The organism is Blautia aquisgranensis (assembly GCF_040096615.1).
Classification (GTDB): domain Bacteria; phylum Bacillota; class Clostridia; order Lachnospirales; family Lachnospiraceae; genus Blautia_A; species Blautia_A aquisgranensis.
Genome location: NZ_JBBMEJ010000001.1, coordinates 84,231 through 106,348, shown reverse-complemented (window position 1 = coordinate 106,348; position 22,118 = coordinate 84,231). Strand labels below are relative to the sequence as shown.

The 22,118-nt window shown below is 41.0% G+C and carries 22 protein-coding genes, 1 pseudogene and 1 riboswitch; of the genes and pseudogenes, 19 read left to right on the top strand and 4 right to left on the bottom strand.

The genetic code is table 11. The features are described 5' to 3' along the window. Window positions 1–3: 3 nt before the first annotated feature. The 3 genes from WMO28_RS00535 to WMO28_RS00525 all read left to right on the top strand — a co-directional run bounded on the left by WMO28_RS00535 (window position 4) and on the right by WMO28_RS00525 (window position 1,931). Complete coding sequence (locus WMO28_RS00535) at window positions 4–852, top strand: Sir2 family NAD-dependent protein deacetylase (RefSeq protein WP_243251668.1); 849 nt, start codon at window positions 4–6, stop codon at window positions 850–852. 616 nt (window positions 853–1,468) lie between these two features. Then, the gene (locus WMO28_RS00530) at window positions 1,469–1,726 is read left to right on the top strand and encodes a GIY-YIG nuclease family protein (protein WP_349055761.1); all 258 of its coding nucleotides are present in this window, start codon (window positions 1,469–1,471) and stop codon (window positions 1,724–1,726) included. Window positions 1,727–1,829: 103 nt separating this feature from the next. Then, a complete protein-coding gene (locus WMO28_RS00525) occupies window positions 1,830–1,931 on the top strand; it encodes a DUF4357 domain-containing protein (RefSeq protein WP_349055904.1) in 102 nt (33 codons plus the stop codon). 308 nt (window positions 1,932–2,239) lie between these two features. On the opposite strand, the gene WMO28_RS00520 is transcribed toward WMO28_RS00525, so the two are convergent. Both WMO28_RS00520 and WMO28_RS00515 read right to left on the bottom strand, forming a co-directional pair. Then, window positions 2,240–2,782, bottom strand: a complete 543-nt coding sequence (locus tag WMO28_RS00520; protein WP_349055760.1) for an SMI1/KNR4 family protein — start codon at window positions 2,780–2,782, stop codon at window positions 2,240–2,242. Window positions 2,783–3,078: 296 nt separating this feature from the next. Then, window positions 3,079–3,348, bottom strand: coding sequence for a hypothetical protein (locus WMO28_RS00515; RefSeq protein ID WP_349055759.1), 270 nt, complete (start codon window positions 3,346–3,348; stop codon window positions 3,079–3,081). Window positions 3,349–3,853: 505 nt separating this feature from the next. Between WMO28_RS00515 and WMO28_RS00510 the strand changes: the two genes are divergently transcribed. The 3 genes from WMO28_RS00510 to WMO28_RS00500 all read left to right on the top strand — a co-directional run bounded on the left by WMO28_RS00510 (window position 3,854) and on the right by WMO28_RS00500 (window position 6,589). Beyond that, entirely contained in the window at window positions 3,854–4,480 is a 627-nt protein-coding gene (locus WMO28_RS00510) for a hypothetical protein (protein WP_349055758.1), read from the top strand. After that, a complete protein-coding gene (locus WMO28_RS00505) occupies window positions 4,470–5,537 on the top strand; it encodes a macro domain-containing protein (RefSeq protein ID WP_349055757.1) in 1,068 nt (355 codons plus the stop codon). The genes WMO28_RS00510 and WMO28_RS00505 overlap by 11 nt, the downstream gene beginning before the upstream one ends. Window positions 5,538–5,728: 191 nt before the next feature. Beyond that, complete coding sequence (locus WMO28_RS00500) at window positions 5,729–6,589, top strand: ADP-ribosylglycohydrolase family protein (protein ID WP_494337479.1); 861 nt, start codon at window positions 5,729–5,731, stop codon at window positions 6,587–6,589. 113 nt (window positions 6,590–6,702) lie between these two features. Here WMO28_RS00500 and WMO28_RS00495 read toward each other — a convergent pair whose 3' ends face one another. After that, a complete protein-coding gene (locus tag WMO28_RS00495; RefSeq protein ID WP_349055756.1) occupies window positions 6,703–7,593 on the bottom strand; it encodes a helix-turn-helix domain-containing protein in 891 nt (296 codons plus the stop codon). Between the two features lie 225 nt (window positions 7,594–7,818). On the opposite strand from WMO28_RS00495, the gene WMO28_RS00490 reads away from it, so the two are divergent. Genes WMO28_RS00490 through WMO28_RS00480 form a run of 3 tightly spaced genes read left to right on the top strand, consistent with a single transcriptional unit; the run spans window position 7,819 to window position 11,226 of the window. Further along, a complete protein-coding gene (locus tag WMO28_RS00490; RefSeq protein ID WP_349055755.1) occupies window positions 7,819–8,643 on the top strand; it encodes a carbohydrate ABC transporter permease in 825 nt (274 codons plus the stop codon). Window positions 8,644–8,675: 32 nt separating this feature from the next. Continuing rightward, on the top strand, window positions 8,676–10,775 hold the full coding sequence (locus tag WMO28_RS00485) for a glycoside hydrolase family 3 C-terminal domain-containing protein (RefSeq protein WP_349055754.1): 2,100 nt from the start codon (window positions 8,676–8,678) through the stop codon (window positions 10,773–10,775). Window positions 10,776–10,779: 4 nt separating this feature from the next. Then, window positions 10,780–11,226, top strand: coding sequence for a polysaccharide deacetylase family protein (locus WMO28_RS00480; protein ID WP_349055753.1), 447 nt, complete (start codon window positions 10,780–10,782; stop codon window positions 11,224–11,226). Window positions 11,227–11,601: 375 nt separating this feature from the next. Here the strand turns inward: WMO28_RS00480 and WMO28_RS00475 are convergent. Beyond that, window positions 11,602–11,847: pseudogene (locus WMO28_RS00475) on the bottom strand (IS1634 family transposase); the annotation flags it as partial. 211 nt (window positions 11,848–12,058) lie between these two features. Next, a riboswitch (FMN riboswitch) is annotated at window positions 12,059–12,173 on the top strand. A 218-nt stretch (window positions 12,174–12,391) separates the two neighbouring features. On the opposite strand from WMO28_RS00475, the gene ribD reads away from it, so the two are divergent. The 10 genes from ribD to WMO28_RS00425 all read left to right on the top strand — a co-directional run bounded on the left by ribD (window position 12,392) and on the right by WMO28_RS00425 (window position 22,116). Continuing rightward, window positions 12,392–13,519, top strand: coding sequence for a bifunctional diaminohydroxyphosphoribosylaminopyrimidine deaminase/5-amino-6-(5-phosphoribosylamino)uracil reductase RibD (gene ribD / locus WMO28_RS00470; protein WP_349055751.1), 1,128 nt, complete (start codon window positions 12,392–12,394; stop codon window positions 13,517–13,519). Beyond that, window positions 13,501–14,154 carry a riboflavin synthase gene (gene ribE / locus WMO28_RS00465; RefSeq protein ID WP_349055750.1) on the top strand — a complete coding sequence of 218 codons (654 nt, stop codon included), beginning with the start codon at window positions 13,501–13,503 and terminating at the stop codon, window positions 14,152–14,154. Before ribD ends, ribE begins: the two co-directional genes overlap by 19 nt. Window positions 14,155–14,172: 18 nt before the next feature. Continuing rightward, a complete protein-coding gene (locus tag WMO28_RS00460) occupies window positions 14,173–15,390 on the top strand; it encodes a bifunctional 3,4-dihydroxy-2-butanone-4-phosphate synthase/GTP cyclohydrolase II (RefSeq protein WP_349055749.1) in 1,218 nt (405 codons plus the stop codon). A gap of 29 nt (window positions 15,391–15,419) precedes the next feature. Then, complete coding sequence (gene ribH, locus WMO28_RS00455) at window positions 15,420–15,893, top strand: 6,7-dimethyl-8-ribityllumazine synthase (protein WP_004844980.1); 474 nt, start codon at window positions 15,420–15,422, stop codon at window positions 15,891–15,893. A gap of 15 nt (window positions 15,894–15,908) precedes the next feature. Beyond that, window positions 15,909–16,559, top strand: coding sequence for an HAD family hydrolase (locus WMO28_RS00450; RefSeq protein WP_349055748.1), 651 nt, complete (start codon window positions 15,909–15,911; stop codon window positions 16,557–16,559). Between the two features lie 155 nt (window positions 16,560–16,714). Then, window positions 16,715–18,019, top strand: coding sequence for a putative ABC transporter permease (locus tag WMO28_RS00445; protein WP_178644422.1), 1,305 nt, complete (start codon window positions 16,715–16,717; stop codon window positions 18,017–18,019). A gap of 139 nt (window positions 18,020–18,158) precedes the next feature. Further along, window positions 18,159–19,238, top strand: a complete 1,080-nt coding sequence (locus tag WMO28_RS00440; protein ID WP_178644425.1) for a glycosyltransferase — start codon at window positions 18,159–18,161, stop codon at window positions 19,236–19,238. A 117-nt stretch (window positions 19,239–19,355) separates the two neighbouring features. Then, a complete protein-coding gene (locus WMO28_RS17085; protein WP_178644427.1) occupies window positions 19,356–19,907 on the top strand; it encodes a collagen-like domain-containing protein in 552 nt (183 codons plus the stop codon). Window positions 19,908–20,033: 126 nt separating this feature from the next. Beyond that, the gene (locus tag WMO28_RS00430; protein ID WP_349055747.1) at window positions 20,034–21,416 is read left to right on the top strand and encodes an MATE family efflux transporter; all 1,383 of its coding nucleotides are present in this window, start codon (window positions 20,034–20,036) and stop codon (window positions 21,414–21,416) included. Window positions 21,417–21,633: 217 nt separating this feature from the next. Continuing rightward, on the top strand, window positions 21,634–22,116 hold the full coding sequence (locus WMO28_RS00425; protein ID WP_021978214.1) for a LeuD/DmdB family oxidoreductase small subunit: 483 nt from the start codon (window positions 21,634–21,636) through the stop codon (window positions 22,114–22,116). Window positions 22,117–22,118: the final 2 nt, after the last annotated feature.

Genomic DNA, 22,118 nt, shown 5'->3' with positions numbered 1-22,118 from the left:
ATAATGGAAGAAAAATATAAACAAATTGCTGAAAAAATAAAAGACGCAGATGGAATTCTGATTGGTGCAAGTAATGGATTATCCATAGCGGAAGGATATAATATTTTTGCAAACGATGAGAGATTTCAGAGCTATTTTTCTGACTTTCAGAAAAAATATGGTTTTAGAAGTTTGATTCAGGGAAGTTTCAGCAGATTTGAATCAGAAAATGAAATGTGGAGCTATTATAGCCGTATGGCATATTATTATATGTATCATACACAGTCAAGCACGCTCATGCAGATACTATATACACTTGTAAAAGATAAACCATATTTTGTGGTGACTTCTAATACAGATGATCATTTTGCAATGGCAGGGTTTGAACGTCAGCATATTTGGGAATTAGAGGGCAACATGAAAGATATGCAGTGTGCGAACGGTTGTCACAAGCAGATTTACTCCAATCGAGAAGTAGTATTAACTATGAGGGAACATGAGCATGGAATGGAAATTCCGTCAGAATATTTGCCGAAATGTCCAAAATGTGGTGGTGTTATGAAGATTCATGTGCCAGTAAATCAGAACTTTATCAAGGGTTCAGAGACACAGATGAGTTATCAGAATTATCAGAAATTTATGGCGCGTTTTCAAGGGAAAAAACTGCTGATTTTGGAATTTGGAATCGGTGCCAGAAATCAGATGATAAAAGCTCCGTTTATGAAAATTGCAGCAAAAGAACCAAATGTTTTTTATATAACTTTTAACAAAGGTGAGATTTATATTCCAACACAGATTGCAGATAAGGCAATAGGGGTAGATGGTGATTTGTCGCAGATATTACCTCAAATAGAGAGAGCTTATAGGGAGTGATAATGTTGGAAAAATTTTATTTTTCTGATATTGTTCGGCATATTTTAGCATTTCTTGAAGATGACGTATCTGAGATTCGAGAGAAACAACAGTGGTATTTACCTCTTTTTGCTGCATATGTAACAAGACTATGCGGTCTTCAAGTTCTGAAAAATTATGTAGATTATGTGTGAGCATCTTGTTATATTCAGCAGAGATAATTTTCCTGGCGCAGATATATCAACATAAGGCAAAACTTCTTTGATTTTTTTACGATATGCTTTTGTTCTGCTTCCGGAGGAACTGGTATAAGTGCTCGATGTCTTCCTAACCTTATCCATTCCCAACTCTCTGGAATCTCAAATGGTACTTCATCCGCAATACATACTGGTTCGTTCTTTCAAATCTTCTCATAAGGCAAATTATGGATACTTAATAAAGCAATATATGCTATACTGAGAACAGTTGTAATTCATTATAAGTATCAGATAACTGTCATGCCAGTGAAGAGGATAGTAGGTTGCAAGATTATCTTACGAGATTAGTAAAACAAATTGATGAATATGATGGCGAAAATTGGATTGAAAAGTATGCTGAGTAGGTGTTAAACCAAGGATAGAACAGGGGAGGAATAGCAATGGCGTATGGAAAGACTATAGAGCTGTTTTTGGTCAATGGAACAGCCGATAGCTTGACTATAGCGGAGTTGTCAAATTGGAATGGAAAAGCAATTAAGATACCAAGAATTGAATTATCTTCGTGCTATAGAGAGGATATTACTCAAGCAGGAGTATATTTCCTCTTTTGCAAAGAAGATGATGGAACAGATTCAGTATATATCGGAGAAGCAGAAAATGTAAAAGAACACTTGGAGTCATATTGCTCCAGAGGATGATGAGACAATCTCAGCAGGTATTAAAGAAAAGAGGAATAAAGCTAATATTGTAGAGGGCATTCTACAGGAGGATGTTTTGTTTTCAAGTCCATCAGGAGCAGCAATGTTTGTGGTAGGTAAGAGCGCTAACGGGTTGACAAACTGGAAAAATGCAGACGGTATTACACTTAAAGATATTGAAAGCGATGAAACAAAATGCAACTAATGTTATTGCGAATCGGATGAGAATTAGGAGATAAGGAGAAGAAAGATAATATGGATGAGAATTAATATAAAATGGTTGGATGGATGGTATGGTTTCCTTAAAAAGTGTTCGGAAGTACCCGGCAAGCATAGCGTTTGGATATCAAAACACACTTTGGGGACGGCCTCACCCCCGGAATGTGTAGCACTGAGAGTAAATCTATAAATATAATATGAATTATAAAAACACTCCAACTTATTAGTAGTCAGAGTGTTTTTCATAAGCATATATTTTTTTCTATAAAAAATAGAGAGAAAGTATTTTGGTAGTTACGGATTTAAGAAAAACCAAAATTCATGTCCCTGGCATACAATATATCGCTCCAGCCATTCATTAAAAGGAAGGTTAAAACGATCGGTGTCAGGAGCAGGATAACATAAATAATCTTCTCTACCTTCTGATACAGCTTGCAAATCCATGGTTATATCACCTATATCTTGCAGACAAAGAATGGGGAGATGATATGTGAATTCTGGATCAGATAAAATGGGTGTATTATTCCAAAATTCTTTTTGATTAAGAGCTTCTTTTAAAGAGTAAATGGTACAACTGACCAGAGAACTACCCTCTTCTCCGCAAAAAAGCTCCATTCCATTTGAACAAGATAAAAAGGCTTTATAAGAAGCGGGAAGTTTCATGTTGGGGAAGTATTTTTCAAATAACTGAAATTCTTCAGAGGATACAGGTGGGTAAAATTTATGAGTTACTTTTATAGGCTCATCACCTAAATGCCATTGATAGACCCAACCATTATTATCCATCTCATATTTTAAATTTTTGAAAATTCTGTGTATTGCATTTACATCTTCCATTATGTACTCTCCTTAATAATTTCTAAACCAAGAAGTTATTGCTCTATGGCTTTCGGTTTTGACAGGCATTAAATTATTAAAACCATTTAAAGCACCGCCATATTGTCTTGGGCGTATATGATGAATTTGAACACTTGACCAAAAGGAATAAGGCTGTTTTCCATTTTTTTCTTCGTATTGTTTTATATACTTTGATCGTCTATTCTATGTAGGAGATTTCGCAAGCTTTTTCCAGGTGGTGCTAATTGTAGATTCAGCATCTTTTTTAGATACGGATCAACATACTGAGGGAAGATTTATCCTTTTTTATTTGTTAAAATAGGAGTTATTTGTCCGTTTGCACCAGGATTAGAAGTGCCATCAGCCATAACCGCGTTAAAGGAAGTATTTAATTTCCAAAACATTGTATTAGCAGCGGTAGTGACATATTTAACTTGTCCCCTTCTTATTTCGCTACTTTTGAAAGTTACAGTTCCTAAATTTGTATTAGTTGTTATTTGTTTTATATTTAATCCATGACGTAGTGTGAAATGAACAGTGAGAACTTTAGGTTTTTCTCCAATCATAGAGTCTATAACAAAATTATAGCACGTTTTACGTTTTTTTCAATAGTTTTTTGAGCATTTATAGGATTTGTATAGAGATTATTATGAAAAAACATAATATTACTAGAAAAGTAGTTACAGTAAGAATTGAGTAATTGAGCCCCAAAGAGCGTATTTGGAAAGAAAAAAGGTGACGTTGTGTATGTTGTTGATTTTTTAATCTAAATATAAATATAGTATCACTATTTTGAAACTTTTAGTATAAAATTTTATAAATATATAATAAAATTCATTTACAAACACACTGAAGGACAATAAGAATATTCGGGTTGAAATACAATGTAATTGTCGAAAACCTATATTCAAATTGAGTATCTATAGTTTTCAGTAAGAAGAGTTCAATAGTAAGTTCAAATATCCATGCAGATAGTAATATCATCAGAAAAAGTGTATAATTACAAGGAAAGAATTCGATGAAAAAATTTATCTATGCAGAAAAGTATTGATGGATCGAGAGGGGATCAGTATGAGGGTTGACAAAACTTGCAAAACTTGTGGATTTGACTCCAATGGTATGTGTGGCATGTATACCACATGCAAGGAAGGCGAAGAGTGCGATGACTGGGAAGCTTCTTTGGAGTATTATACCGAGATCACGAAAAAAGCACCTTGGTATATTAAGGAACCTTATGATCGATGTAAAATAAGTTATGAAAAATTACTGGATCTTTTACAACAGGATGAACAGGGAGTCGGTGTAGAAATAAATATTTATGATGCGATTGAAAAAGTATATGAATTAAATTCAGTAGAATTAGCAGGGGTGTTAGATGTGTCTATAGGGGTGTTGGGATATGCCAGCACTCAAAGAACGATACCAAAGAGAAAAAGACAATTTTCAAGCAGGTTGCATATTCCGGAAAGCTTCTTTGATAAGTTTTTATCTACACAACTGGATGCATTAAAGAAATGTAGAGAAGAATTTCGTGATTGTTATGGGGACGAGCTGATAGAAAAATTTAAGCAAAATGGTTATGCTGCAATGGAAGCAAAGATAGAAAAACAAAATGCAGTCGATAAAATAAGAAATGAAAAGTACAGGGAAGAAAACCAGAACAGATATCAGTATAAGGAGATGTACGATGCCATTTAAGATAGTTCGCAACGATATAACAAAAGTGAAAGCAGATGTGATTGTAAATACTGCAAATCCGAATCCGATATGTGCAAGCGGTACAGATTTAGCCATATATGAGGCGGCAGGAAAAGAACAGCTTCTTGCCGAAAGAGCAGGCATCGGCAAGATTGCAAGAGGTGATATTGCTGTTACCGGTGCATACAATCTAAAGGCAAAATATATTATTCATGCAGTAGGACCGGTATGGACAGATGGAAAGCATTATGAATTTGAAATCCTTGAGAATTGTTATCGAAAATCATTACAGAAAGCATGGGAGCTTGAGTGTGAGAGTATAGCATTTCCACTGATTTCGACAGGAGTATATGGATTCCCCAAGGACAAGGCATTACAGATCGCTGTGTCAGTATTCAGCCAGTTTCTTACAGAAAATGAAATGGAAATCATACTGGTAGTGTTTGATAAAAGATCTTTTCAGCTGTCCGGTCAGATTGTTGGGGATATTGATTCTTATATAGATGCTAATTATGTCAGAGAAATCCATAGAAAAGAGTATCCGATAAGGAGCAGAAGAAGTACTCGTATAAAAGAATTGGCAGAAGAAGATTTCAATGAAGAAATGCTTCAGAGAGAAGAAGACAACTATCCATTTGAGGAAATGACAGATACTGGCATGACAGAATTGCTCATGTCGTTAGAAAATATATCATTGGAAGACCAGCTTGCGAATATTGGAGTTTCGTTTCATGACAAATTATTTCAGCTGATTGATGAAGCACATCTTGATAATAAGGATGTGTGGAAACGGGCAAATCTTGATAGGAAACATTTTTCAAAGATTCAGTGTGACCAGAACTATCATCCAAAGAAAAAGACGGTAATGGCACTCTGTATTGCACTGCATCTTGATTTGGAACAGTCAAAAGACTTACTTGCCAGAGCGGACTGGGCGTTCAGCCCAAGCAGTAAGGTGGATCTGATTGTACAGAAGGCAATAATAGATAAGCAGTATGATATGATGCAGTTGAATGTAACTTTGTTTAAGTATACGAATGAAATTCTTGGAGTATAGGAGCAAGATGTATATGGAAGTATGATGCATACAGCTTTTTGTGATAGATTGTCATATGTTACGTTGGTACTTATAGTATCGGCGTATGTTTTGTCCTAAAAAGTGTCGCCCGGACAGCGACCATATAAAGATGCCGCTCAACTATACTCATATTGTAACAAAGAAAAAGAGCTGCCGGAGCAATCCGGAGATTGGAGGCATATATGTACGGAGCAATTTTAGGAGATATTATAGGAAGTCCATTTGAATTTGATAGAGGAGATAAAACAAAGGAATTTGATCTGTTTACTAAAGGCTGTGACTTTACAGATGATTCTGTTATGACAATAGCGGTTGGAGAAGCTCTTCTTGCAGTTGGACCGGAAGCTACAGTAAAGGAAATTGAAGAGGCAGTAGTAACTAATATGCAGGATTGGGGAAAAAGATATCCATATGCAGGTTATGGTGGAAGATTCAGGTATTGGCTTAGAGAAAGAAATCCTAAGCCATACGGAAGTTATGGGAATGGATCCGCCATGAGAGTGTCAGCGGTGGGATGGCTTTATGATTCGCTGGAAAGAACGAGAGAGGTGGCAAGAGCGACAGCAAATGTGACACATAATCATCCGGAAGGCATTAAGGGTGCAGAGGCAACAGCCAGTGCAATATACATGGCTAGGAATGAATCTTCAAAAGAAGAAATTAAAGAATACATCGAGAGGGAGTTTCATTACAATCTTGATAGAACACTTGATGAGATCAGACCGGGATATCATATGGACGAGACTTGTCAGAGAACAGTACCGGAGGCAATTATTGCATTTCTGGAATCCAAAGATTTTGAGGATGCCATACGGAATGCAGTATCACTTGGTGGAGATACTGACACGCTTGGTGCTATTACAGGCAGTATTGCAGAAGCATTTTATGGAATTTCTGATGTATTGATTGCAGAGTGTAGAAGTCGGATTGATGAAGGCTTGATGACGGATATTCTTGATGAGTTTGATCATATACTTGGCAGAGATAAAAATGCTGATTCGGATGAGAAGAATGGGACACAGGCAAATTAAATGATTGAAGAAGCAATAGAACAGTATTATGTTCAGCAGGATGAAAACGGGATGCTGTTGTTTCTGGGGTGTATTTGCTGCAAAGCAGCAAATACAGACACCTGCTTCCGGGATTACTTTTTCCTGGAAGCAGGTGTTTTTTTGAATTGTGAATCATACATATTTCGGAATTCTGTGGGAGTGCACAGGTTTAATTGTTTGAACATCCGTAAAAAGGCGGACAGGCTGGAAAAGCCTGATTGTACTGCCACTTCGGTAACAGCAAGCTCCGGATCCAGCAAAAGAGATTTTGCGTATTCAATTCTTTTCTGGTTCAGAAATTTGTAGAAGGAGGAATTAGTATATTGTTTAAAAAGGCGGGCAAAGTGATATTTGCTGAACCCTGCCAGACTGGCAACCTCCTCCAGAGTAAGGTTTTCAGAAAAGTGGTTGCTGATATAGTCGGTGATAAACAGAAATTTCTCCATATATTCTTTCTGACGGTGAATATCACGGTCTCCGTCCTGCTGATGAAAAGCTTTGTGATTTCTGCCAATATCCACAAAGATTTCCAGGAATTTTGCAATGATGGAAATTTCAGAATAGGTGGTAAAATTCATATATTCATCCTTGATTTCCAACATAAGACGGTGGATGTGTTCATAGACCTGTGGATATTCTTCCTTGGTGACCAGAATGGCAGGACTGAGGAGTGGTGTGATCAGATCTAGCTCTTTTAGCTTGATGTGGTTCAGGCCGGGCTGAAAAATAATCCTTTCTCCTGTAGCCGGAGCAAAGAGCTCGTGAAGTATACAGGGACATATAACAAGAATTTCTCCTTCTTTGATAAGATAATCGTTATGACCGCAGACAACCCGGTAGTCATTAATAATAGGCATGATCACTTCGAATGAGGGATGCCAGTGAGGCGGATAGTTTTCGGCTTCCTCATTGTAATAAAGACAGATCTGGGTATCTGCTTTGTAATCAACGGTTTCATGAATTCCCTGTAAATTATGGATCATATGGACTCCTTTCACACCTAATTATTGCTTTTGATAGCAAATGTTGCTTTTTAATGTTTGTGTGTATAATGTATCAAAAACATGTGTAAATGGCAATATATAACATTGGAAAAATTGAAATAATAAAAACATATGTCAAAATACATAAAAAAGAATATAAAAATCTATTAAAATTGACATATTAAAGAAAATAGTAGCAGATAAATAGCAAGAATTGATAGCAACATGACAAGAATTATGGAGCCAATCACAGGACATTCTGATATTATTGCACTTGCTGTGATTTATGTGGCTCCGCTGTTATGGATGTTAAGTGTTTCATTAAAAGATAATGCAGGCGTAATGGCAGCTCCATTTGCCCTGCCGGAAGTATTTCACTGGGAAAATTACCAGCAGGCATGGACAATGGGTAAGCTTGGAATTGCACTTGTAAACTCAGTACTGGTCTGTGGGATCACACTTGTAGTCAGTCTGTTTTTTGGAGCAATGGCAGCATTTGCCATTGCAAGAATGCGTTGGAAATTATCAGAAGCAGCACACACATTTTTCCTGATCGGAATGATGGTTCCGGTACATTGTATCCTGATTCCGCTGTTCGTACGTTTTGCAGGGCTGGGATTGACTAACTCAAGAGTAGGTCTGATGATCCCGTATATTACGTTTTCCCTTCCGATGACTATTTTCCTTCTGACAGGATTTTTCAAATCTATGCCTGGAGAATTATTTGAGGCAGCAGCCATTGACGGATGTGGAATTTATGGATGCTTTTTCAGAATCGCACTTCCCCTTTGCAGAACAGGATTCTTTGTTTCAGGTCTTATGACATTCGTAGGTAACTGGAATGAGCTGCTGATGGCTATGGTATTTGTCTCAGATCCGGCAAAGAAAACACTGCCTGTAACACTTACATATTTCGTAGGACCATATGCCACAAACTATGTACAGATATTCGCAGCAATCATTATCGCAATTGCACCTACCATTATTGTATACTGCCTGTTCAGTAATCAAATTGTAGAAGGTCTGACTACAGGTGCTGTAAAAGGATGATGTATGAAAGGAATGTGTAAAAGGAGGCTTGTATGAACAGAGACGAGGCAAGAAAGAAAGCACAGGAACTGGTATCCAAAATGACACTGGAAGAAAAAGCCAGTCAGTTAAGATATGATGCGCCGGCTATAAAGAGACTTGGTGTTCCTGCTTATAATTGGTGGAATGAAGGACTTCACGGGGTAGCCAGGGCAGGACAGGCAACTGTATTTCCGCAGGCAATTGGCATGGCTGCCACATTTGACAGAGATTGCGTAGCTGAAATGGCAGATATTGTAGCAACAGAAGGACGTGCAAAATACAATGCATATTCCAGTGAAGAAGACAGAGATATTTATAAAGGACTGACATTCTGGTCCCCCAATGTAAATATTTTCCGTGATCCGAGATGGGGCAGAGGCCATGAAACTTACGGGGAAGATCCGTATCTGACCAAAGAGCTTGGAGTAGCTTTTGTAAAAGCTCTTCAGGGTAATGGAGAAACTATGAAAGCTGCGGCATGTGCAAAGCATTTTGCAGTGCATTCCGGACCGGAAGCGATCAGACATGAGTTTGATGCAAAGGCATCTGCAAAAGATATGGAAGAAACGTATCTGCCTGCATTTGAAAGCCTGGTAGAGGAGGCTGATGTAGAGGCAGTTATGGGAGCATATAACCGCACAAATGGAGAACCCTGCTGTGGAAGCCCTGCTCTGCAGAAAAAACTGAGAGATGACTGGAAGTTCCAGGGACATTTTGTATCAGACTGCTGGGCGATCAGAGATTTCCATGAACATCATATGGTGACTAATACGGCTTATGAGTCAGCAGCACTTGCCATTAATAATGGCTGCGATCTGAACTGTGGAAATACATATCTTCATATTATGAAAGCATATGAAAAGGGGCTTGTCACAGAGGAAAGGATTACAGAATCAGCAGTAAGACTTTTTACTACCAGATATCTTCTTGGGCTATTTGATGGCAGTGAATATGATAATATTTCCTATAGGGAAGTAGAATCAGCAGAACATCTGGCAGTAGCAGAGAAAGCAGCAGCGAAGAGTTTTGTACTTTTGAAGAATAATGGAATTCTTCCATTAAAAAAAGAGGATATCAAAACAATCGGAATTGTGGGACCTAATGCAGACAGCAGAAAGGCTTTGATTGGAAATTATCATGGAACTGCATCCAGATATATTACAATCCAGGAGGGAATCCAGGATTATGTAGGTGAGGATGTGAGAATTCTTAGTTCTGTAGGAAGCGAGTTGTTTAGAGACAGAACAGAACCTCTGGCATTCAGCAGAGATCGTCTTGCGGAAGCTAAGATCGTTGCAGAAAACAGTGATGTGGTGATTCTTTGTGTAGGTCTGGATGAGACACTGGAGGGTGAAGAAGGAGATACCGGAAACAGCTATGCATCCGGAGATAAAGAGAGCCTGAAGCTTCCTCAGTCCCAGATTGATTTAATGGAAGCAATGGCTGGTTCCGGAAAACCGGTGGTTCTTTGTCTGATGGCAGGAAGTGATATTGATATGAGCTATGCAGCAGAGAAATTTGATGCAGTTATGGTTCTGTGGTATCCGGGAAGTCAGGGCGGAAAAGCGGCAGCAAAAATTCTGTTTGGGGAAAACTCCCCATCCGGCAAACTTCCGGTTACCTTTTACGAGAGCCTTGAAGAACTTCCGGAATTTACAGATTATTCCATGAAAGGCAGAACCTATCGTTATATGGAAGGAAAAGCACAGTTCCCCTTTGGATATGGACTTACCTACAGCAATGTAAAAGTAGAAAATGCAGAGGTAAGACAGTGCGGACGTAAGATAACAGTAGAGGCAGAAGTATATAATAAGGGTAATGCAGATACTGAGGAAGTTGTCCAGGTTTATGTAAAAAATCTTGACAGTAAAAATGCAATTCCAAATCCTGCACTGGGAGGATTCCAGAGAATTTTTATAAAAGCAGGAGAACGCAGAAAAGTTATGGTCCCTGTCTGGGAAAAGGCATTTACAGTGGTAGATGAAAATGGAGAACGCGTAGAGGATGGCAGGAAATATGAGATTTTTGCAGGCTGCAGCCAGCCGGATGAAAGAAGTATAGAGCTTACCGGAACAGAACCTGTAAAGATAATCTGGGAGAAAGAAGACTGAGCTTGTGAAATTTGAATTGTTTTATCCGCAGTGGAAAGACCGGGCAGTTACATTCAGCTATGATGATGGCCAGATTTTTGATAGAAGACTGGTTGATATTTTTAATAAATATAATCTGAAAGCAACATTTCATCTGAATTCAGGGACTTTGGATACAGAAGGATTTGTAAAAACACAAGAACTGAAAAGCTTATATCAGGGACATGAAATTGCCTGTCATGGTGTTGCACATGAGTATCCCACACATCTTTCGCAGGAAAGACTGGTTCAGGAATTTTATCAGGACAGATGCAGTCTGGAGAGAGAAACGGGAAGGATTATCAGGGGATGTTCTTATGCGTTTGGAGAATATGACGAAAGGGTCATCAATACCCTGAAGAATCTTGGGTTTGCATACAGTAGGACTGTGGAGTCTACAGAAACTGTGCGCAGTTTTGCAGATTTACGGTAAAGTAACAATCATTCTGATGATTCCGGCAATTGGTTGTTCTGCCTTCGCGTTTGTGTTAAGATCCCATCTTTGACAGTTGTAAGGTGACAAAACGGCTACAAACCCAGTAAATATGGGTGTTGTGGCCGTTTTTCTTTTTGCAGCGATATGTACTATATTATCCTTGCTTTGATTTTATCTGTTTTGTATTCTTGATGAGGGTCCGCATATCTGCTTTAGTAATGAATTCATGATCCGTTCTAAAATCAAATATTTTATGTAAGGCATCGGTTAGTTCGGTTCTTGTATAAGAGGGGATATATCCGCTCGCTGTGTTCAGCAGAGTCATTTGCATAGAGCGTAATGTTTCCAATATCTGGTCTGTTGTATAAAAGTTGACGCTTTGGAGAACTCTACAGACACTTTTCCGGTATGCTGCTTATAAAGTTCTGTTTCTTTTGCTGCCTGTTCCTTTGACCACACCATCAACTTGTATTCATTCCCATCAAACTGTTCCAGAAGGGCATTGTACTTCCCAAGTTTTTTATAAATACATGAAGAGGCTTTTCCGTTTTCTTTGCGGAAAGAACGATAAATATATACATCTTTATTATTTTTACTGCCTGTGATTGCGATATACATGATAAATAAATCCTTTTTTCTTTTATTACACTACACTATTATAAACAAGTACATATAAAAACGTAAAATTTGACATAAAAAATGCAGGTTTTATAAGGCCTGCAGGGTGAGTTTTGATTATTCAACTGTCAAACTCCCGAGAAAAATGTGAAATGCGTAAAATAAAAATTCTGCTTTACAAATAATAGATAAAGTATTAAAATGAACAAAAAGATATCTTCAGGGCAGGGTGAGATTCCCTACCGGCGGTAAAGCCCGCGAGCCGAGAGGCATGATCCGGTGAGATTCCGGGGCCGACAGTACAGTCTGGATGGAAGAAGATGATAGTACAGTTGATTTTTGTATGAATGAATGTAGTATCAGAGCTCTGAGATGGTGATCCATTTCAGAGCTTTTTATGTAGGAAATAATCAGACATTCATTTATCGATCATATGTAACAGATTAATTCCACCCTGCAGATATTTCTGCAGGCTTTTTTTGTATCTGGTACATCGTTTTCGAAATACCAGGCAAAGAACAGGAATAAGAAAGAAGGAATAGAAATGACGGATCAGGAATATATGCTTCGGGCAATTCAGCTGGCCAAAAAAGGAGAAGGCTGGACGAATCCCAATCCGATGGTAGGGGCAGTGATCGTAAAAGACGGAAAGATCATCGGGGAAGGCTATCATAAAAAGTATGGAGAACTTCACGCGGAACGTAATGCAATTGCTTCTCTTACAGAATCAGCAGAAGGTGCGGTGATTTATGTCACGTTGGAGCCTTGCTGTCATCATGGTAAAACACCTCCATGTACGGAAGCGATCATTGAACAGAAGATCAGAAAAGTGGTGATCGGTTCCCGAGATCCGAATCCGAAAGTGGCAGGAAAAGGTGTACAGATGTTAAGGGAAGCCGGTGTAACAGTAGTTGAAGATTTTATGAGAGAAGAATGTGATCAGCTGAACCCGGTGTTTTTCCATTATATTACTACGAAGACTCCTTATGTGGTAATGAAGTATGCCATGACACTGGATGGGAAGATCGCAACGAAAACAGGAGCATCAAAATGGATCACCGGAGAAGCTGCACGAAAAGAAGTACAGCATATGCGGCATCAGTATATGGGGATCATGGCAGGCATTGGAACTGTGCTTGCAGATGATCCGATGTTAAACGTCCGGATAGAAGGCTGGAAAAGTCCTGTCAGGATTGTGTGTGACAGTAAGCTCAGAATCCCGCCGGACAGTCAGATCGTAAAAAGTGCGGAAAAGTACCGGACGATCGTGGCTTATGCAGATCAGAAAAATACAGAAGAGAAAATAAAAATATTACATACCATGGGAGTTGAAACCATTTACTGTCCCGATGAAAAGAATCAGATAGACCTTAAGAAGCTGATGGCAGATCTTGGAAACAGAGGCATTGACAGCATCCTCCTGGAGGGAGGAGGTACATTAAATGACAGTGCACTGCGAGCTGGAATTGTAAAGGAAGTACAGGCTTTTGTGGCACCAAAGTTGTTTGGTGGTGTGGCCGGGAAGACACCGGTAGAGGGTATTGGAGTTGAACTGCCGTCTGAAGCAGTTGAACTGAAATATACAGATATCTGCCAGATCGGTGAGGATATCAGGATAAAATGTCAGGTGTGTGATAAAAAACAGGAGGAATCATGTTTACAGGAATCGTAGAAGAGAAAGGAAAAGTCCGTTATATACAGCTGACAGGGGAATCAGGGATCCTGGCAGTGAAAGCCAGGAAGGTACTGGAAGGCACAAGAATCGGTGACAGCATTGCCGTGAATGGCGTGTGTCTGACAGTTACGTCGATCCAGCCGGACGGATTTACCGCCGATGTGATGGCAGAGACGATCAGAAGAAGCAGTCTTGGCAGCTGCAAAACCGGAAGCCAGGTAAACCTGGAACGAGCAATGGCTGCAGATGGCAGGTTCGGGGGACACATAGTAAGTGGCCATATTGATGGGACTGGTGTGATACGTTCCATGCTCCGGGAAGAAAATGCCATCTGGGTATCGATTGAGACATCACCACAGATTTTGCATCTGATCGTGGAAAAAGGATCAATCTGCATTGATGGGATCAGCCTGACAGTTGCAAGGATTGATGAAGCTGGTTTTCAAGTGTCGGTCATTCCACATACAGGAGAAGAAACAACTCTTTTGGAAAAAATGCCGGGGGATCTGGTTAATCTGGAAAATGATGTGATCGGAAAATACGTAGAAAAACTGCTTGGCATCAGAAAAAACGAAGAAGAGAAAAAAGAATCCGGAATTACGATGGAGTTTCTTGAAGAATTCGGATTTTAGAACAGGAGGATATATAGTATGTCACAAAACTATCAGTACAATACAATTGAAGAGGCACTTAGGGATCTTAAGGAAGGGAAAATAGTTCTGGTCACAGATGATCCGGACAGAGAAAATGAGGGAGATCTGATATGTGCGGCAGAGTTTGCGACCAGGGAAAATATTAATTTCATGGCGACCTATGCAAAGGGTCTTATCTGTACACCGATGAGTGCGGAACTTGCAGCGAGATTGAATTTTCCACCGATGGTTGCTGAAAATACGGACAATCACAGTACAGCATTTACCGTGGCAGTGGATCACGCAGATACAACGACCGGTATCTCAGCAGCAGAGCGCTCCTATACCATTATGAAGTGTGTGGATGATGAGTCGAAACCGGAGGATTTCAGAAGACCAGGACATGTATTTCCACTTATTTCCAGAAAAGGCGGGGTTCTGGTACGGAATGGCCATACAGAGGCAACGACAGATCTTATGAGACTTGCCGGGCTGAAAGAATGTGGTGTGTGCTGTGAAGTTATGAAAGAAGATGGCACGATGATGCGTACATCACAGCTATGGGAAATGGCAAAAGAGCATAACCTTACATTTATTACCATCCGTGATCTGCAGGATTATATAAGAATACATGAAAAGCATGTAAAGGAGGAAGCAGCTGCAAACCTCCCAACACAGTACGGTGATTTTAAAATGTATGGATATATCAATGACATTACAGGAGAGCACCATCTGGCACTGGTAAAAGGTGATATAGGAGATGGTGAGGATGTGCTTTGCCGGGTACATTCGGAGTGTCTGACAGGGGATGCATTCGGATCGCTCAGATGTGATTGCGGCTTGCAGCTGCAGACAGCAATGCGCCAGGTAGAGTCGGAAGGCAGAGGAATCATTCTGTATATGAGACAGGAAGGCAGAGGAATCGGACTGATCAATAAGATCAAAGCATATGCGCTTCAGGAACAGGGATACGATACTGTGGAGGCTAATGTGAAGTTAGGATTTGCACCGGATCTCAGAGAGTACTGGGTCGGGGCACAGATACTGTCAGACCTTGGTGTGAAATCATTAAGATTACTGACAAATAACCCGGATAAAGTTTATGGACTTGGTGAATTCGGGCTGAAGATCAATGAGAGAGTACCTCTGGAGATTCCGGTACAAAAGTATGACCGGAAATATATGAAGACGAAGCAGGAAAAGATGGGTCATATTTTTAAAGAAATAAATTTATAAAAAACAGCAAATATCAGGAGGAAGAAAAAATGAGACAGATCAATTTAGTAGAAGGAAAAGTAGTAGCACCGGAGGGAATGAAGGTTGGTATCGTGGCAGCGAGATTCAATGAGATCATTGTGAATAAATTATTGGGAGGGGCAGTCGACGGACTGGTAAGACATGGAGTAGAAGAAGAGAATATTACTGCAGCATGGGTACCGGGAGCATTTGAGATTCCGATTACAGCACAGAAAATGGCGCAGTCAGGAAAATATGATGCAATTATCTGCGTGGGAGCTGTCATCCGTGGAGATACTTCACATTATGATCTGGTATGCAATGAATCTGCTAAGGGGATCGCACAGGTTGAACTTGCAACAGGAATCCCGGTCTTATTCGGAGTGATCACGACTGAAAATATCGAGCAGGCTATTGCGCGTGCAGGAAGCAAAGCGGGAAATAAAGGTTATGACTGCGCGTTATCTGCAATCGAGATGGTCAATCTGATGAAGCAGCTCTAAAAGACAGGAAAATAAATGATGACAAAAACGATCATATTCGATTATGATGGAACGATCCATAATACCCTTGGAATCTATGAACCGGCATTTCGTGAAACCTATCAGTGGCTGACAAAACAGAAGGCTGCAGAAGAACGGGAGATAGGCTCGGCGGAAATTGCCGGATGGCTGGGACTTAACAGTAAGGAAATGTGGAATACATTTTTGCCGGAGCTGGATCAGAGCTATAAAGAGCAGGCAAGCAGGATGGTAGGAGACCTGATGGTAAGACAGATCAGGAAACATAAGGCAGTGTGGTATCCGGGAGCAGAGGAGATGCTAACAGCTTTGAAGAACCGGAGATATCATCTTGTGATCTTAAGTAACTGTAAAGCTTCATATCGTGAGGCACACTGGAAGGAATTTGGGATGGAACGATGGTTTGACCGTTTTTATGACTGTGAATCATACGGATTCCGTCCAAAGACAGAAATTGTGCAGGAAATCATCCGGGAATATGCAGGCCCTTATCTGGTGGTCGGAGACAGAAGGCAGGATCTGGAATGTGCCAGAGCCTGCAAAAGCCCTTTTATAGGATGCCTGTATGGATATGGTGAGAAAGGGGAACTGAATGGGGCAGATCATCTTGCAGAACATATAGAGGATATACTGCAGCTGGTGATATAATTTTTGTAATATAAAAATCTGAAGGAAAAAAGTTAAAATTAAGTACTTCTGTAAAATAAAAGAAAACGCCAGGGTATTGTTGAGAAAGTATATTGCTTTATGATATACTCTGATAAAAATGTTACAACAGAGAATGACAATAGGAGAAAGTACAAATGAGAGTTTTTTCAGGGTATGAATTGCTGTGGCTGTTTTTTTTATATTCATTCTTGGGATGGATTCTGGAGACAGTAACAGCCACACTGCGGCAGCGAAAGTTTTCAAACAGAGGTCTGGTAAACGGTCCATTCTGTGTGATGTATGGTATTACAGCAGTGCTGATCTCGGTGGGCTTACAGGAGTTGACAGGATTTTGGCTGTTTTTGTTTTCGATGGTTTATGCGACAGTGATCGAATGGATCGGCGGGCATCTGATCGAGAAAGCTTTTAAGGAGAGATGGTGGGATTATTCTGATGTAAAATGGAACCTGGATGGATATATCTGTTTTCCGGCATCTTTTTTATGGGGTATTCTCGGATTTGTGAGCGTGACATGGGGGAATGCTCTGACATGGAAACTGCTTTCTTTTCTGCCGACACTTTTGATGCATATTCTGCTGCTGGTGTTGATGGCAGTAATGGCGATAGATATCACAGCGTCATTTTTGCTTCTGATAAAAAAAGGTCCCAATCTGGAACAGTGGGCAGCAGCCAATGAACAGCTGGATAAAGTCAGCGATCATTTGAGCTTCCTGATCACGCAGTGGATCGAGAAAAGAATTAGGAAAGCTTATCCGAAAGTAAAGAAGGTCCGGAAAGCAGAGAAATCTGCAGAGGAAGGTGTTTTTGCAGAGGGGTGCGGCTTTTATAAACTCATGCTTCTGTTTATCATCGGAGCTTTTCTGGGAGATATTGTAGAGACCATTTTCTGCCGTGTCACCATGGGATACTGGATGAGCCGGAGCAGTCTTGTCTGGGGGCCGTTCAGCATTGTGTGGGGACTGGCACTGGCTCTTGTAACATTGCTTCTTTATAAATATAAAGACCACAGTGACAGTTTTCTTTTTATGATGGGAACACTGCTTGGCGGTGGTTATGAGTATCTTTGCAGTGTGTTTACAGAGATTTTTTTTGGAAAAGTATTTTGGGACTACAGTGAGCTTCCGTTTAATCTGGGCGGCAGGATCAATCTTCTGTACTGCTTTTTCTGGGGAATTGCGGCTGTGATCTGGTTTAAAAAAGTGTATCCTGTTTTATCTGCATGGATCGAGAAGATTCCTGTTCTTCCTGGAAAGATCATTACATGGATGCTGACAGTTTTCATGTTTGTTAATATTATTGTTTCTTCCATGGCTCTTGTGCGTTACGATCAGAGGGCTAAAGGAATTGAAACGGAGAATACAGTCCTGGAATGGGTAGATACACATTTTGATGATGACAGGATGAAGCAAATTTATCCGAAGGCTAAGGCAACGGATTGATTTAATGAAAAAGCATCAGACAAAACAGGTAAGAGAGCCGACATAAGGCTCTCTTAATTTATGTGGGAAAATGACAGAGGGCATACAACGAAAGAGAGGTACATAGATTTTATAAAGTTATGAAGGTCGATTATTAAATATGAGTTCTCTCAGTCTTTGTATGATCGTAAAAAATGAAGAAGCTGTGCTGGAGAGGATCCTGAAACCGATTTCTGGAATCATGGATGAGATTCTGATTGCGGATACAGGTTCTTCGGACAGAACGAAAGAAATTGCAGAACAGTATACGTCGCAGATATTTGATTTTGTCTGGTGTGATGATTTTTCTGCTGCAAGGAATTTTCTCGTGGAAAAAGTATGCACGGATTACTGGATGTGGCTGGATGCGGATGATGTCATGAATGAGGAAAATCTGGAAAAAATGAAGAAGCTGAAGGCAGCTCTGGATGGAGAGACTGATGTAGTGATGATGGAATATGCGGTTGGCTTTGATACTGATGGGAAGACAACGTTTTCCTATTACAGGGAAAGGATTCTGAAGACTTCCGGGGGATTTCGGTGGAGTGGAAGAGTACATGAGGCGGTAATGCCAAGGGGAAATATTTTTTATTCAGATATCGAAGTTCAGCACCGGAAATGTGTGCAGGGAGATCCGGACAGGAATTTGCAGATCTATGAAAAAATGCTGGCAGGAGGAGAAACGCTGGAACCCAGACATCAGCTTTATTATGGGAGAGAACTGTATTATCATCAGCGGTATCCGGAGGCAGAGGCTGTGCTGGTGGAGTTGCTGAAAAATCCGTCCGGATGGTTGGAAAATAAGATAGATGCCTGTTATGTACTTGGACAGTGCTGCCGGAAAATGGGAGAACAAAAAAACGCACTGGAAGCTTTTCTTTATAGTCTGACTATGGATGTGCCGAGGGCAGAAATCTGCTGTGAGGTCGGTGGAATTTTTCTGGAAAGAGAGCTGCACAGACAGGCTGCCTACTGGTACGGGCAGGCGCTTACTGTGCCGACAGATAAGAAAAAAGGTGGTTTTTTTATGGCTGAGTGCCATGGATTTGTGCCGTATATGCAGCTTTGCGTTTGTTATGATAGGATGGGATGCCCGGAGCAGGCATTCTTTTTTCATAAGAAGGCGAGAGAACAGAAACCGGAAGATCCTGGAGTATTGTATAACCAGAAATATTTTCGGGAAAAATATGGTCTGGTATAAAAAGAAAGATATCTTTATTATCCTGGCAGGGTGCAGGCTTGCGGGAATCGTATGCACAGGTAAATGCTGCTGTCATATACTGTAGGGAAAGTTATTTTCTTATGAGGTGATCGCAGAATGCTGTTCATGCATCGAAAACGTAAGGAAATGGAAATGCAGCAGGACAGTCATGAGGATTTGTCCTGTATGTCCTGTTATGGAAATCATAGTTCCTGTGGATGTGACAGATGTGGAACAAGAGGTTGTCCGGGTCCTGTGGGACCTACAGGACCAACCGGTCCCAGAGGCTGTCCGGGAGTTCCGGGGCCTATGGGTCCTCAGGGACCGCAGGGGGAGCCGGGAATACAGGGATATACGGGAGCCACCGGTCCGGCAGGAGTTACCGGCCCAACAGGAGCAATAGGAGCCACTGGTCCAGCGGGAGCCACTGGTCCAGCGGGAGCAACTGGGGCAACTGGGGCCACCGGTCCGGCAGGAGTTACCGGTCCAACGGGAGCCACCGGTCCAACAGGAGCTACCGGCCCTGCAGGAGAAGCTGGAGCAACAGGTCCGGCCGGAACAGTAACCCCGGCAGCTGCTGTGGGAAATGCAACAACAGTAGATGATATTGTGGAGGATTTTAATGCACTTCTTGCAAACCTTCGGGATGCAGGACTTCTGGAACGATAGTAAAATGATAAATACACGTTACTGTGCGGCTGCGTATTTTATGCAGCCGCTGCATATTCTTCATAGAAATATTTCATTGTAGCTTTTCAGCGAAAGGTGCTATAATGATTTCAGCTAAGTATGATTATGGGGGATGAAATCGTGAAAAAAAACAAGTATGAGATCGATATGTGCAATGGATCGATCATGGACAAGCTGATCTCGTTTTCACTGCCACTGATGCTGTCCGGTATCTTACAGCTGATGTTCAATGCAGTGGACATCGTGGTAGTCGGACGTTTCAGCGGAAGTGAGGCACTGGCGGCAGTAGGTTCCACCACAGCGCTGATCAATGTGTTTACCAATCTTTTTATCGGGATTTCTCTTGGCGCCAATGTGTTGGCAGCCAGATTTTATGCTGCCGGTAAAGATGAGGAAATGTCAGAAACAGTACATACATCGATTCTGCTGGCTCTGATCAGCGGGATCATCATGGCGTTTCTGGGAGTGGTTTTTGCCAGAATCTGCCTGGAGTTGATGGCAACGCCGGATGATGTAATCAATCTTTCCACGCTTTATATGCGGATCTATTTCCTGGGAATGCCATTTTTTATGCTTTATAATTATGGCGCAGCGATCCTGCGGGCAGTAGGAGATACAAAACGTCCGTTACTGTTTCTTATCATATCAGGAGTTACCAATGCGATCTTAAATCTGTTTTTTGTGATCGTGTGTCATTTAAGTGTGGCGGGAGTCGGAATTGGAACCGTGATCTCCCAGCTGATCTCCTGCATACTGGTGCTTCGCTGCCTGTATAAAAGCGAGGGCAGTTATCAGCTGCGTTTTTCGAAGCTGTCGATCAAAGGCGCATATCTGAGACAGATCTTTCAGGTAGGACTTCCTGCAGGAATCCAGAGTACAGTTATCAATTTTTCAAACGTGCTTCTGCAGTCCTCCGTAAATTCCTTTGGTTCTGTTGCCATGGCAGGCTATACAGCAGCCAACAATATCTTCGGATTTCTGTATACTTCTGTGAACGCAGTTACCCAGGCATGTATGAGCTTTACCAGCCAGAATTACGGCGTCCGCAAGCCGAAGCGTATGGACCGTGTGCTGATCGACTGCCTGATCCTGTCTTTTGCAGTATCCTTTGCCATGGGCTGTGGCGCGTACTTTTTTGGCCCGGAGCTTCTTCGGATCTATACATCAGACCCGAAGGTTATCCAGTGTGGAATGGAGATTCTTGCTTATACCACGCTTACATATTTTCTCTGCGGACAGATGGATCTGTTCCCGGGAGCACTTCGTGGAATGGGACGTTCCGGTGTGCCCATGATCCTGTCCATCATCGGTACAGTAGGACTGAGGATCGTATGGATATTCGGAATCTTTCCGGCACACAGATCGCTTAAGGTTCTGTTCATTTCCTACCCGGCTTCCTGGATCCTTACGATCATCATGCAGGTGATCTGCTTCTGGTTTGTAAGAAGAAAGGTACACAGACAGCTTATGGGAGCAGCTGAGAGATAAAAATGCCGTCAGAAAATCAGAGAAAAACAGTGAAACTGCAGAAATTATGAAATATACATTTTGATTATCTTGTATTTTGTGTTAGAATAGATAACGATTCAAGATAGCAGTGCGTCAGAGAGCCGCAGACAGGTTTATGGCACTGCATAATAAAAATGGCTTCCTAAATAAAAAAGCCTCAGAAAAAAGAATAAATGATCAGAAAGGAACTTGTTTTATGGATAAGGGAACAATTTTTAAATTTCATAATGACCTTGACACAGATCAGATCATTGCATCCCAGTACCTGCTTCTGCCGAATCTGGATGAAATGAAGAGCCATACTTTTGAATCGCTGGATCCGGATTTTTCCAAGAAGGTAAAACCGGGAGATTTCGTAGTCGGAGGAGAGAACTTTGGATGCGGATCTTCCAGAGAGCAGGCACCAGGTGTACTTAAAGCACTTGGAGTAAAAGCCGTTATTGCGAAATCTTTTGCCCGTATTTTCTTCCGCAATGCTATCAATATCGGACTTCCGGCTATTGTCTGTAAGGATCTCCCGGACGATGTGAAGACAGGAGATACCATGGAGCTTCATATGTCTGAGGGAACAGCAGTTGCCAACGGAAAAACTTATTCCTGCACAAAACTGCCAGAATACATGCAGAATATACTGAATCAGGGTGGCCTTATCGCTTCTCTGAACAGAGAGGAGGAATAAGA

What these genes read in the sequence shown, in the direction of transcription:
- WMO28_RS00505 (WP_349055757.1), top strand. Translation starts at nt 4,470, where the DNA reads ATGCCATTTAAGATAGTTCGCAACGATATAACAAAAGTGAAAGCAGAT.
- WMO28_RS00495 (WP_349055756.1), bottom strand. Translation starts at nt 7,593, where the DNA reads ATGATCCATAATTTACAGGGAATTCATGAAACCGTTGATTACAAAGCA.
- WMO28_RS00430 (WP_349055747.1), top strand. Translation starts at nt 20,034, where the DNA reads ATGGGGGATGAAATCGTGAAAAAAAACAAGTATGAGATCGATATGTGC.
- WMO28_RS00450 (WP_349055748.1), top strand. Translation starts at nt 15,909, where the DNA reads ATGATGACAAAAACGATCATATTCGATTATGATGGAACGATCCATAAT.
- WMO28_RS00490 (WP_349055755.1), top strand. Translation starts at nt 7,819, where the DNA reads ATGACAAGAATTATGGAGCCAATCACAGGACATTCTGATATTATTGCA.
- ribE (WP_349055750.1), top strand. Translation starts at nt 13,501, where the DNA reads ATGTTTACAGGAATCGTAGAAGAGAAAGGAAAAGTCCGTTATATACAG.
- WMO28_RS00535 (WP_243251668.1), top strand. Translation starts at nt 4, where the DNA reads ATGGAAGAAAAATATAAACAAATTGCTGAAAAAATAAAAGACGCAGAT.
- WMO28_RS00520 (WP_349055760.1), bottom strand. Translation starts at nt 2,782, where the DNA reads ATGGAAGATGTAAATGCAATACACAGAATTTTCAAAAATTTAAAATAT.
- WMO28_RS00530 (WP_349055761.1), top strand. Translation starts at nt 1,469, where the DNA reads ATGGCGTATGGAAAGACTATAGAGCTGTTTTTGGTCAATGGAACAGCC.
- WMO28_RS00510 (WP_349055758.1), top strand. Translation starts at nt 3,854, where the DNA reads ATGAGGGTTGACAAAACTTGCAAAACTTGTGGATTTGACTCCAATGGT.
- WMO28_RS00515 (WP_349055759.1), bottom strand. Translation starts at nt 3,348, where the DNA reads ATGATTGGAGAAAAACCTAAAGTTCTCACTGTTCATTTCACACTACGT.
- WMO28_RS00485 (WP_349055754.1), top strand. Translation starts at nt 8,676, where the DNA reads ATGAACAGAGACGAGGCAAGAAAGAAAGCACAGGAACTGGTATCCAAA.
- WMO28_RS00445 (WP_178644422.1), top strand. Translation starts at nt 16,715, where the DNA reads ATGAGAGTTTTTTCAGGGTATGAATTGCTGTGGCTGTTTTTTTTATAT.
- WMO28_RS00525 (WP_349055904.1), top strand. Translation starts at nt 1,830, where the DNA reads ATGTTTGTGGTAGGTAAGAGCGCTAACGGGTTGACAAACTGGAAAAAT.
- ribH (WP_004844980.1), top strand. Translation starts at nt 15,420, where the DNA reads ATGAGACAGATCAATTTAGTAGAAGGAAAAGTAGTAGCACCGGAGGGA.
- WMO28_RS00440 (WP_178644425.1), top strand. Translation starts at nt 18,159, where the DNA reads ATGAGTTCTCTCAGTCTTTGTATGATCGTAAAAAATGAAGAAGCTGTG.
- WMO28_RS00460 (WP_349055749.1), top strand. Translation starts at nt 14,173, where the DNA reads ATGTCACAAAACTATCAGTACAATACAATTGAAGAGGCACTTAGGGAT.
- WMO28_RS00425 (WP_021978214.1), top strand. Translation starts at nt 21,634, where the DNA reads ATGGATAAGGGAACAATTTTTAAATTTCATAATGACCTTGACACAGAT.
- WMO28_RS17085 (WP_178644427.1), top strand. Translation starts at nt 19,356, where the DNA reads ATGCTGTTCATGCATCGAAAACGTAAGGAAATGGAAATGCAGCAGGAC.
- ribD (WP_349055751.1), top strand. Translation starts at nt 12,392, where the DNA reads ATGACGGATCAGGAATATATGCTTCGGGCAATTCAGCTGGCCAAAAAA.